The sequence below is a fragment of the Streptomyces albidus (ex Kaewkla and Franco 2022) genome, from assembly GCF_013870515.1.
In the GTDB taxonomy this organism is placed as follows: domain Bacteria; phylum Actinomycetota; class Actinomycetes; order Streptomycetales; family Streptomycetaceae; genus Streptomyces; species Streptomyces albidus.
The window spans coordinates 1-10103 of sequence record NZ_JACBXA010000219.1 but is presented as its reverse complement, the minus strand read 5'-3'; the positions used below and the strand labels follow the sequence as shown (position 1 = coordinate 10103).

Sequence of the window (10103 nt, the reverse complement as noted above, 5' to 3'; positions counted from 1 at the left end):
GGCGACACCCCGTGGGGCGTCGCCGCCGAACTGGAACGGCTGCTGCCCGGCACCGCCACCGTGACGTACGGGGCGGCGGATGCGGCCGATGCGACCGGCGGCCCGGGAGCCGGTTCATCCGGCCTGGTCGCAACTGTGCTCGCCGCTGCCGCTGACCGTAGGATCGTCGCGGTGGTACGCGACGTGCACCGACACCCCTGGATTGCCGACGCGCTGGATGCCCTGCTCGCGGCACGCCCCCGTACGGTCGTGGTCGAGATGGGCGTGCCCCAGGCGCCGCCGACCGGGGCGCTGCACATCGCCACCCACGGCGCCGCTCGCGTGTGCGGACGGGCCGCCGCGGAGGTCATCGCAGGCAAGGGCGCCGGCGGCTGACTCCGTCGCCCGCAGCTACGTCACGAGGCAACTGAACAGCTCGACTGGAGGCACACAGCATGTCCGCCACGCCGGCCTCGACACCCGAGTCGTCCCCCTCGACCGATCCGATCCGCTCCGCGCCCGGCCGGATCATGTCGGGGGAGATGGCCGAGCAGCCGGCCGTGCTGCGCCGCATCCTCGACGAGGGCGCGCCCAGGATCCGGGAGATCGCCGAACAGGTCGCCGCCCGCAACCCCCGCTTCGTACTGCTCACAGCGCGCGGTACGTCCGACAACGCGGCGCTCTACGCGAAGTACCTGCTGGAGATCCTGCTCGGCAAGCCGTGCGGTCTGACCTCCATGTCCACCACCACCGCCTACCAGGCCCGGCCGGACCTGACGGACTGTCTCGTCATCACGGTCAGCCAGTCCGGCGGCTCGCCCGACCTGGTCGCCTCGACGAAGGCGGCGCGGGAGGCGGGCGCTCTCACGCTGGCGGTGACCAACAACTCCGCCTCCGCGCTCGCGGAGGTCAGCGAGTTCCACATCGACGTGCTCGCCGGTCCCGAGGAGGCTCTTCCCGCGACCAAGACCTACACCGCCGAACTCCTCGCCCTCTACCTCTTCGTCGAGGGCATGCGCGGAGGTTCGGGTGCGGAGAAGGCCAAGGTCCTGCCGGATCTGGCCGAGTCCGTCCTGGCCCGTCAGAGCGAGGTCAAGGCGCTCGCGGGGCGCTACCGCTTCGCCGAGCGGATGGTCCTCACCTCACGCGGATACGGCTATCCGACGGCCAAGGAGGCGGCGCTGAAGCTGATGGAGACCAGCTACATCCCGGCGCTCTCCTACTCGGGTGCCGACCTGCTGCACGGCCCGCTCGCCATGGTCGACAACATCTCCCCGGTCATCGCGGTGGTGACGGAAGGCAAGGGCGGCGAGGCGCTTCAGCCCGTGCTCGACCGTCTCCGCGACCGTGGCGCCGACCTGGTCGTCATCGGCAGCAAGGCAGCCGTCGAGCGTGCCTCGGCGGGCTTCGCCCTGCCCACGGAGGGCGTCCCGGAGGAGCTGCAGCCCATCCTGGAGATCATCCCGCTGCAGATGCTCGCGTACGAGGTCACCATCGCGCGCGGCCAGGACCCGGACGCGCCCCGCGCGCTGGCGAAGGTGACGGAGACCCGCTGAAGTCTGCGTGCCGCCGTCCGGGGGCATCCTGGGCGGCGTTCGCCGGGGCCGGAAACACTTCGGGCCGCGGCGCCGGGGCGGGACCCTCAGCCCGCCCGGCACCGCAGCCCGGAGCTCGGAGACCAACGGCGCTGTCAGGGCAGACGCCGCCGCGGTCTCGCTCTGCTCTCCTGTGCGGGGAGAGCAGAAGACCCTGTTTCTTTACCCGTTCATTGTGGACTAGACCACTCGTGCCTGTCCATGCCATGGGCAAAGTTCCTCACGACGGTACTCCCGAACCTCCGGACCCGGCCGCCGGTAGGCTCGCCGTGTGCCCTCCATGAACGACCTCGTACGCCAGCACACGGCCCTCTCGGACTCCGACCTGGAGTGGCTGCACCTGCTGATCTCCGAGTGGCAGTTGCTCTCGGACCTCTCCTTCGCCGACCTCGTGCTGTGGGTGCCCACGCGTGACGGCACCCGCTACGTGTCCGTCGCGCAGATGCGCCCGAACACCGGGCCGACCTCCCACCAGAACGACATGGTCGGGCACCTGGTGCCGCGCGGCCGGCGCCCTCTTCTCGACGCCGCGCACGACGAGGGCAGGATCGTGCGCGAGGGGGACCCGGAGTGGCGCGAAGAGGTGCCGGTACGGGTCGAGTCGATCCCCGTGCGCAGAGAGGGCCGGGTCCTCGGCGTCATCGCACGCAACACCAACCTGCTCACGGTCCGTACGCCGAGCCGGCTCGAACTCACGTATCTGCAAAGCGCGTCCGACCTCGCACAGATGATCGCGGCGGGGTCCTTCCCCTTCCCGGGCCAGGACCTCGACATCGACCACATCCCGCGCGTCGGCGACGGGCTGATCCGGCTGGACGCCGACGGCATCGTCCAGTACGCGAGCCCGAACGCCCTCTCCGCCTATCACCGGCTCGGCCTGGCCACCGAGATTGTGGGCCTCCACCTGGGCCAGGTGACCGCCGAACTCGCGCCCTCCCGTGCCCCGGTGGACGAGTCGCTGGTCAAGCTCGCCAGCGGCTGGGCGCCGCGCGGCGCCGAAGTGGACGCCAACGACTGCGTCGTGCAGCTGCGCGCCATCCCGCTCAAGCCCAAGGGCACACGCATCGGTTCGCTCATCCTTCTGCGGGACATCACCGAACTGCGCCGCCGAGAGCGTGAGCTGATGACGAAGGACGCCACTATCCGGGAGATCCACCACCGTGTGAAGAACAACCTCCAGACGGTGGCGGCGCTCCTGAGGCTCCAGGCCCGTCGGATGGACTCCGACCGCGGCCGGGAGGCGCTCAACGAGGCGGTGCGACGCGTCGGTTCGATCGCCATCGTGCACGAGACCCTCTCCCAGACCCTGGACGAGAGCGTCGAGTTCGACGAGATCGCCGACCGCGTGCTGGCGATGGTGGCCGAGATCTCACCCGGTCGTGTGACGGGCCGGCGCACCGGTCACTTCGGCGTGCTGGAGGCGGAGGTTGCCACTCCTCTGTCCATGGTCCTGACAGAGGTGCTGCAGAACGCGCTGGAGCACGGCTTCGGGCCGGGCGAGCAGGGCATGATCGAGGTCGGCGCGGTACGGAGCGCCGGCGCCGGCAAGGAGGCGGGCCGGCTGCTGGTCACGGTGCAGGACGACGGGCGCGGCCTGCCCGAGGGCTTCGAGGCCAAGCAGACCGGGAATCTGGGCCTTCAGATCGTACGGACGCTGGTGGAGGGCGAGTTGGGCGGCGAGTTCGACATGATCCCGGCGCCTGTCCGCGGCACCCGCGTCGTGTTCGACATTCCGGTCGCGGAGAAGCGGGACAAGCGCGAGAAGCAGTGAGACCAGCGGTGCGCCGGGTCCTCTCGACCGTCGCGGCTGCCGGTCAATCCAATTCAGCAGGCCTGTGAAGGTCTTGCGGAATTCCCGGGGCGTCACCGGATCCGCACATCTGAAGCTCCTTACGCACAAAAGAAGTTGAGCCCCGGCTCGAATAGCCGGGGCTCAACTTCTGTGTCTACGCGGTGCACTGTTCGGGCACTGCGCGCTGCGGCTCGGGATGCAGCGAGTGGCAGGGTGTGGGCGTCAGTCTCAGGCGGTCGCGGCGTTGTTCCGCGCCCGGTTGCGAGCAGCGCGGCGCTTCATCGCGCGGCGCTCGTCCTCGCTGAGGCCACCCCAGACACCGGAGTCCTGGCCGGACTCCAGGGCCCACTGCAGGCACTGCTCCATGACGGGGCAGCGGCGGCAGACGGCCTTCGCTTCCTCGATCTGCAGCAGCGCAGGACCGGTGTTGCCGATGGGGAAGAACAGCTCGGGGTCTTCCTCGCGGCAAACGGCGTTGTGACGCCAGTCCATGGCTGCTACCTCTCCTCGTGAGTTCTGGATGCTTGTGAATGTGAACGCTTTCACGAATCCCCTCGCAAGGGAAGGTCGCCGATCAGATTGTGATACGGGTCCCAGCGGAATGAGAGGGAGGATTCGGGCGCCTGGGAGCCTCCGTGAGGGGCCGTCCCGATCGCCATGAAGAGACTCGCAAACCTCGGCCGGGGATACAACCCCCTCCGGCAAGTTTTTTTTGATTCCTTGGTGTCGCATCACTCACAGTCGTACTTCCAGAGGGTGGACCCTGGTTTAAACGTTCGAGTGGAAGGACTTTCGGGGCTTCCGCTTAAGCAATCACACGCAGTGCACGGCGTACGCCTGTGAAATTCACGCTCGTCCGCACTCCCAGGTGGTCACCGTCCATCTGAAACGGCAGTGGGACCTGCGAATGCAAGGTGAAGTCGCTCACGTCATGCAGGGTTACCGCGTGTCTACCGTGCGGTCCGCGCGTGGGGCTGGAAGTGAGCAGCTGGGTGCCGTAGCGGCCCACCGCGAGGGAGGTCAGCCGGGAGAGTCCGAGCACGTCAAGGGCGGTGTCGAAGGATGCCTCGGGGGCGGCGTACACCGGACGGTTGCCGAGAAAGGTCCACGGAGCGGTGTTGCAGACTATCGACAGCACCAGATCCTCGACCGGCGCCGCACCTTCGCGCTCCAGCCTGATCGTCCCCCCGCTCCGGTGCTGTTCCTTGAGGAACTGCCTCAACACCTGCCGCACGTACAGGGCATGGGTCGAACGCTTGCCCTTCTCCCTCTGCTGCTCCACGCGGCCCACGACCCCGGCGTCGAAGCCGAATCCGGCGCAGAAGGTGAACCAGCGCGACCGCACTCCCGCGTCGTCCGTGTCCGGCACTCCCGACGCCAGGCCGAGACCGATCGTGCGCTCCCTGCCCGTCTCGATGGCGTCCAGGAGCTGGCCGGTCGCCTCGACGGCGTGATTGGGCAGCCCGAGTGCGCGGGCGAAGACGTTGGTGGAACCGCCGGGCACGACGGCGAGGCGGGGGAGGCCCTCAGGGTCCGGCCCTTCGTGGAGCAGGCCGTTGACGACCTCGTTGACGGTGCCGTCCCCGCCGAGGGCGATCACGAGCTCCGTCTCGCCGTTCACCGCGGCCAGCCGGGCGAGCTCACGGGCGTGGCCACGGGACTCCGTGGTCGCCACGTCCAGCTTCAGGTCGCTGGCGAGAGCGTGCGTGATCACTTCACGCGTCCGCACGCTGGTGGTCGTGGCGACAGGGTTGACGACGAGGAGTGCGCGCATGGGGTGCAGCGTACCTATCACCCCCGGAAGACACAGGCTGCGTGCGTCGCCGGATCCGGGCCTTGGAGAGGGACACGCGCGACGGGCTACCCTTCCCGTGTGCCAGCCGAGAACGAGACCCAAGCTTCCGACGCCCGTCCGCGACGTCTCACCGCCGCCGCTGTGCTGACCGGGCTCGAAGGCCTGGTCGTCGCCGCGTTCGGGGTGGTGTCGCTGGTGATGCTGGTGACCGACAAGCCGGACGGAATGGTGCAGGCCGTCACGATGGCGGTGACCGTACTGGCGCTGTCCGTGTTGCCGTTGGCCGCGGCGCGCGGCCTGTGGCTGAGGCGCCGCTGGAGTCGCGGGCCGTCGATGATCGTGCAGCTGATCGCGCTGCCGGCGGGCTACCAGATGGCACAGAACGGCGGAATCTGGACGGCGGCGGGCATCGCCATGGCGCTGACCGGAGTGGCCGTGCTCGGCTGCCTGGTCAATCCGACGGCCACCGAGGCGCTGGGCATCGGTCCGCGCGACGCGTGACCCCGGAGACCCCCCAGGCCTGTGGGCCCGTGATGCCGCCCGCTCAACGGGCCGTCTGAGGCCCGCAGTTGCGGCGTCCGGCCGAATCATCCGAGGCACTGACTGGAGGGCCCTGACGCCCTGCGCGCGCCCGCCCGGGAGCGGGCGGACGCGCGCGAGTGGCGTGGTGCTGGCGGTGCGGGCTCTATTCCTCCACGAGGAGCCGGTCACGCAGCTGGGCCAGGGTGCGGGCCAGCAGGCGCGAGACGTGCATCTGGGAGATGCCGACCTCCTGCGCGATCTGCGACTGGGTCATGTTCCCGAAGAAGCGCAGCAGCAGGATCTTCTTCTCCCGCGGCGGCAGCTCCTCCAGGAGCGGCTTGAGCGATTCGCGGTACTCGACGCCCTCGAGGGCGTCGTCCTCGGCTCCCAACGTGTCGGCGACCGCCGGGGATTCGTCGTCGGTGTCGGGGACGTCGAGCGAGAGGGTGCTGTAGGCGTTGGCCGACTCCAGCCCTTCGAGGACCTCCTCCTCCGAGATCGACAGCCGCTGTGCCAGCTCGTGCACCGTGGGTGCACGGCCGTGGAGTTGGGACAGCTCAGCCGTCGCCGACGTCAGGGAGAGGCGCAGCTCCTGGAGGCGGCGAGGGACGCGGACGGCCCAGCCCTTGTCGCGGAAGTGACGCTTGATCTCGCCGACGACCGTGGGTGTCGCGTACGTGGAGAACTCCACGCCCCGTTCCGGGTCGAAGCGGTCGACCGACTTGATGAGGCCGATCGTCGCGACCTGGGTGAGGTCGTCGAGAGGTTCGCCCCGGTTGCGGAAGCGGCGTGCCAGGTGCTCCACGAGCGGGAGGTGCATGCGCACCAGGTGGTTGCGCAACTCGGCGCGCTCGGGAGAGCCGTCAGGGAGATTGCGCAGCGCGATGAACATCGCGCGGGCTCCGCTGCGGTCACGCGGGTCGAAGTGCGCGAACTGCGTTGCACGTGCTGTACGCGCACCGTGCTGGCCGGAACCGTGTCCGTGCGTCTCGTGCTGCTTCATGTCCATCGCGTCCGCCCGCTCTGCCTGGTCCGGTCGCTGACTGGTGGGGTCGGCGGGGTGCGGTCTGGCCTGCTCAGGCACGACCGGGTCGGCCGCCGCACCTGTGCGGCCTGCCCAATGTTCCCGTGCCTCGTGCTCAGTCACGGCGCTCCGGGTCCTGCACCGCGCTTCTTGTGCAGGCTGATGCTGACCGTACGGTCGTCGGACACCGTCGAGTCCACCTCGCCGGCCAGTGCGGAGAGCACCGTCCAGGCGAAGGTGTCGCGCTCGGGTGCCCTGCCGTCCGTGGTCGGGGCCGAGACCGTGACCCGGAGGGAGTCGCCGACGAGCCTGAAGACACAGCTCAACACCGAACCCGGCACGGCCTGCTGGAGGAGGATCGCGCACGCCTCGTCCACGGCGATCCGCAGATCCTCGATCTCGTCGAGGGTGAAGTCCAAGCGGGCTGCGAGTCCGGCAGTGGCCGTGCGCAGCACCGACAGATAGGCACCCGCCGCGGGCAGCCGGACCTCGACGAAGTCCTGCCCGTCCTGCCCCACGGGCTCACCTGCGATCTGGGACACCCTCACCTCCAAAGTGGCACAAGCCGGTTCGGCTCGTTCGTGTAGCGCGTGCGGCTCTCCGCCGCGCAGTTCGTGGATCTCCTCCACGGAGAACCAACGCACTGACGCCGTCGATGGTTCGCCTGCGACGCTATCGCGATCCGCGACTTGATGTCGCCCGCACGGATCTTCGGCTGCCCATCACATGAGCGTCACCCATAGTAAACATATGGGCACTGTCTGTGGCTAGGGGTCGGAGGCCCTGAATCCGGAGTGATTACGCTGCGTTGGCATCTGCCAGAGCTCGCAGCGGCTCTCCGGACATCCTGAAGACCGTCCATTCCTCCATCGGTTCGGCCCCGAGTGATCTGTAAAAACCGATAGAGGGGTCGTTCCAGTCCAATACCCACCACTCGAAGCGTTCATAACCCCGTTCGACACAGATTCCGGCAAGGGCTGAAAGCAGTGCCCTGCCGTGCCCCGCGCCGCGCGAGGAGGGGCGGACGTAGAGGTCTTCCAGATACACACCGTGAGTGCCGGTCCAGGTGGAGAAGTTCCGGAACCACAGAGCGAAACCGACCGGGTCACTCTCCGTAGCCTCTTCGGCGATCAGGGCGAAGACTGCCGGGTGATCGCCGAACAGGGCCTCGTGCAGCTGCTGTTCGGTCGCCCTCGCGTGCTCCAGGGCGCGTTCGTACTCGGCCAGCTCACGGATCATCGCGTGGACGGCCGGCACGTCGGCCGGGGTGGCGGCTCTGATCATGCCCTCAACGCTAACTCTGCCCGGTGACAACCGCGGTGACGGTGCTCCCGGGGGCGAAGGCGCCCTCCTGGGCCAGGGCCGTGAGGGCGAACAGCAGCTTGGCGACGTAGATCCGCTCCAGCGGCGGGAGGTCGTGCCGCGCGGCGAACCCGCCTGCGAAGTCGTCCAGCTCCCGGCTGCCGCGGGCGTAACCGCCGAAGTGGAAGCGGTCGTCCAGCGACCAGCTTCCACGTTCGCGGCCGAAGGTCGATCGTTGCAGGTCGGAGACGTCGGCGGTGAGGAAGCCGCCCCGGAGCACGGGGATGCCGAGCGCGCGCTGCGCGGGTGACAGGCCGGCGGCGAGACCCGCGAGGGTGCCACCCGTACCGCAGGCGACGGCGGCGACGTCGGTGTGGCCGCGAAGTTCGTGCCCGAGTGCCGTACAGCCTTGTACGGCAAGGGAGTTGCTGCCGCCCTCCGGGATGAGGAAGGTGCTGCGCCCGCCGGCGTCGCCGAGGCGGGCGTACAGCCGGCCGAGGAAGTCGGGGTCGGTGCGGCGCCGGTAGGCGGCGCGCGAGACGAAGTGCAGCCGCATGCCGTCGGCTTCGCAGTGCGCGAGTGAGGTGTTGAGCGGTCTGCCGGCCAGTTCGTCGCCGCGTACGACGCCGATGGTGGCGATGCCGAGCATGCGTCCGGCGGCGGCCGTGGCGCGCAGATGGTTCGAGTAGGCGCCGCCGAAGGTGAGGAGCGTGCGTGCCCCGCTGTCGAGTGCAGCCCTCAGATTAGGGGCGAGTTTGCGCCATTTATTGCCGGGCAAGGCCGGATGGATCAGGTCGTCGCGCTTGAGCAACAGCCGTACGCCGTGCCGCGCGAAGCGGTCGTCGTCGATCTCCTGGAGCGGGGAAGGCAGCAGCGGGGCGGGGGCGACCGCGGCGGCGAGAGCGTCCGGTGCGCTGTCGCCCGCGTTGCCACCGCCGCCCGGGGGCGGGGCGGGGGCGCTGCTGTTCACTCCTCCATTGTGGCGCCGCCCGCCCCTCTCCGTTCCTCGGGGTGCCCTACTTCAGGCGTGCCGCGATGCGTTTGCGCATCGCGTCCATCGTGAATCCGCGTGGGTCGGACTTCTGGTTCGTCCACTCCAGATGACCGATCACGGAGCGCTCGTTCCAGCCGTGGTGCCTGCACAGCGCAGCAGCGGCCCGTTCGATCGCGTCGAGCTGTTCGTCGGGCCAGGGGTCGTCGCCGTCGCCGAGGTTCTCGCACTCGAAGCCGTAGAAGGACCGGTTCCCGTCGGTGTTCATCTGGTTGGGCTTTGGCGGGTCCTTCTCGGCGATCACCGCGCGTAGCACGTCGTCGTCACCGAGCCCGGCGTGATTGGCACGGCCGTGGCCGACGAGATGAACCGTCCCGTCCTTGGTGATGGCGCCGTGCGCCAGCGGGCCGGGCAGATCGGAGCGGCCGTCGTAGATGAGGTCGACCGTCTCCTTGGCGCCGCTGGTGACCGTGTGGTGGATCATGATGCCGTGCACCGGCCCCCAAGGGCCCTTGTGGTTGCGGTTGTGGTTGCGCCAGTCGCGGACCTCCTCGACCGTCACGCCCTCTTTCTTGAGGGCTGTGATGAAGGCGCTCGCTGTGATGGGTGTGGCCATCTTCGCCCCGTACCTTCCGTGCGCTCTCGTGGTGTTCACGGGTAATGCCCCGCTGGCCGGGCACTTACTCCGGTCAGCGCCCGCCGAGCGGCAGGCCTGCTCGGGCCGACAGAGCCTGTACGCAAGGCTCTTGCGCGTACGGACGCAGCAGACGCGGCATCCGGTCGCGTGCTCCGCGTGCGCGGCCGGACCGTACGAGCGCCGAGTCCTCGAGGAAGTCCTCCCATGCGGAGCAGGCCTCCTCCAACCGCCCCCGGGAGAGCAGCAGTTCGGCCAGTTCCGCCTCGCTGATCGCTCGCGAACGGCGTTCGCCCTCGGGACGCGACCGCAGCGAGGCGCGCAACTCGCGGATGGCGCCGTCCCTGTCGCCCAGCGCGGCACGCACCTGACCTGCCTGGTAGTGCAGCGCCGCGTCCTGGTACGCGCCGACCGGTTCGCCGTCGGGGCTCTCCGGACCCGTCGTCAAGTCCGCCGGTGCGCGGGCCAG

At 69.3% G+C, this 10103-nt stretch carries 11 protein-coding genes and 1 pseudogene; 4 read left to right on the top strand and 8 right to left on the bottom strand.

Annotated features, from left to right (window positions below; all coding sequences use genetic code 11):
• The 3 genes and pseudogenes from H5J26_RS24270 to H5J26_RS24260 all read left to right on the top strand — a co-directional run.
• Positions 1–375 (top strand): annotated as a pseudogene (locus tag H5J26_RS24270) (glycoside hydrolase family 3 protein); the annotation flags it as partial.
• 59 nt (positions 376–434) lie between these two features.
• Positions 435–1535 carry an SIS domain-containing protein gene (locus tag H5J26_RS24265; protein ID WP_181768080.1) on the top strand — a complete coding sequence of 367 codons (1101 nt, stop codon included), beginning with the start codon at positions 435–437 and terminating at the stop codon, positions 1533–1535.
• Between the two features lie 310 nt (positions 1536–1845).
• On the top strand, positions 1846–3345 hold the full coding sequence (locus H5J26_RS24260) for a sensor histidine kinase (RefSeq protein ID WP_309238051.1): 1500 nt from the start codon (positions 1846–1848) through the stop codon (positions 3343–3345).
• A gap of 249 nt (positions 3346–3594) precedes the next feature.
• On the opposite strand, the gene H5J26_RS24255 is transcribed toward H5J26_RS24260, so the two are convergent.
• Positions 3595–3858, bottom strand: coding sequence for a WhiB family transcriptional regulator (locus H5J26_RS24255; RefSeq protein WP_027747983.1), 264 nt, complete (start codon positions 3856–3858; stop codon positions 3595–3597).
• A 313-nt stretch (positions 3859–4171) separates the two neighbouring features.
• The gene (locus H5J26_RS24250) at positions 4172–5140 is read right to left on the bottom strand and encodes a diacylglycerol/lipid kinase family protein (protein WP_181768079.1); all 969 of its coding nucleotides are present in this window, start codon (positions 5138–5140) and stop codon (positions 4172–4174) included.
• Between the two features lie 99 nt (positions 5141–5239).
• Between H5J26_RS24250 and H5J26_RS24245 the strand changes: the two genes are divergently transcribed.
• On the top strand, positions 5240–5662 hold the full coding sequence (locus H5J26_RS24245) for a hypothetical protein (protein WP_181768078.1): 423 nt from the start codon (positions 5240–5242) through the stop codon (positions 5660–5662).
• 184 nt (positions 5663–5846) lie between these two features.
• Here H5J26_RS24245 and H5J26_RS24240 read toward each other — a convergent pair whose 3' ends face one another.
• The 6 genes from H5J26_RS24240 to H5J26_RS24215 form a co-directional block, all read right to left on the bottom strand.
• Positions 5847–6830, bottom strand: coding sequence for an RNA polymerase sigma factor SigF (locus H5J26_RS24240; protein WP_181768077.1), 984 nt, complete (start codon positions 6828–6830; stop codon positions 5847–5849).
• The gene (locus tag H5J26_RS24235; protein WP_028430819.1) at positions 6827–7249 is read right to left on the bottom strand and encodes an anti-sigma regulatory factor; all 423 of its coding nucleotides are present in this window, start codon (positions 7247–7249) and stop codon (positions 6827–6829) included. The genes H5J26_RS24240 and H5J26_RS24235 overlap by 4 nt, the downstream gene beginning before the upstream one ends.
• A 256-nt stretch (positions 7250–7505) precedes the next feature.
• The gene (locus tag H5J26_RS24230; protein ID WP_181768076.1) at positions 7506–7991 is read right to left on the bottom strand and encodes a GNAT family N-acetyltransferase; all 486 of its coding nucleotides are present in this window, start codon (positions 7989–7991) and stop codon (positions 7506–7508) included.
• Positions 7992–8001: 10 nt separating this feature from the next.
• The gene (locus tag H5J26_RS24225) at positions 8002–8979 is read right to left on the bottom strand and encodes a pyridoxal-phosphate dependent enzyme (RefSeq protein WP_181768075.1); all 978 of its coding nucleotides are present in this window, start codon (positions 8977–8979) and stop codon (positions 8002–8004) included.
• Between the two features lie 46 nt (positions 8980–9025).
• Positions 9026–9616 carry an N-acetylmuramoyl-L-alanine amidase gene (locus H5J26_RS24220; protein ID WP_181768074.1) on the bottom strand — a complete coding sequence of 197 codons (591 nt, stop codon included), beginning with the start codon at positions 9614–9616 and terminating at the stop codon, positions 9026–9028.
• A gap of 73 nt (positions 9617–9689) precedes the next feature.
• A partial coding sequence (locus H5J26_RS24215) for a tetratricopeptide repeat protein (RefSeq protein WP_419183845.1) occupies positions 9690–10103 on the bottom strand: 414 nt, incomplete at its 5' end.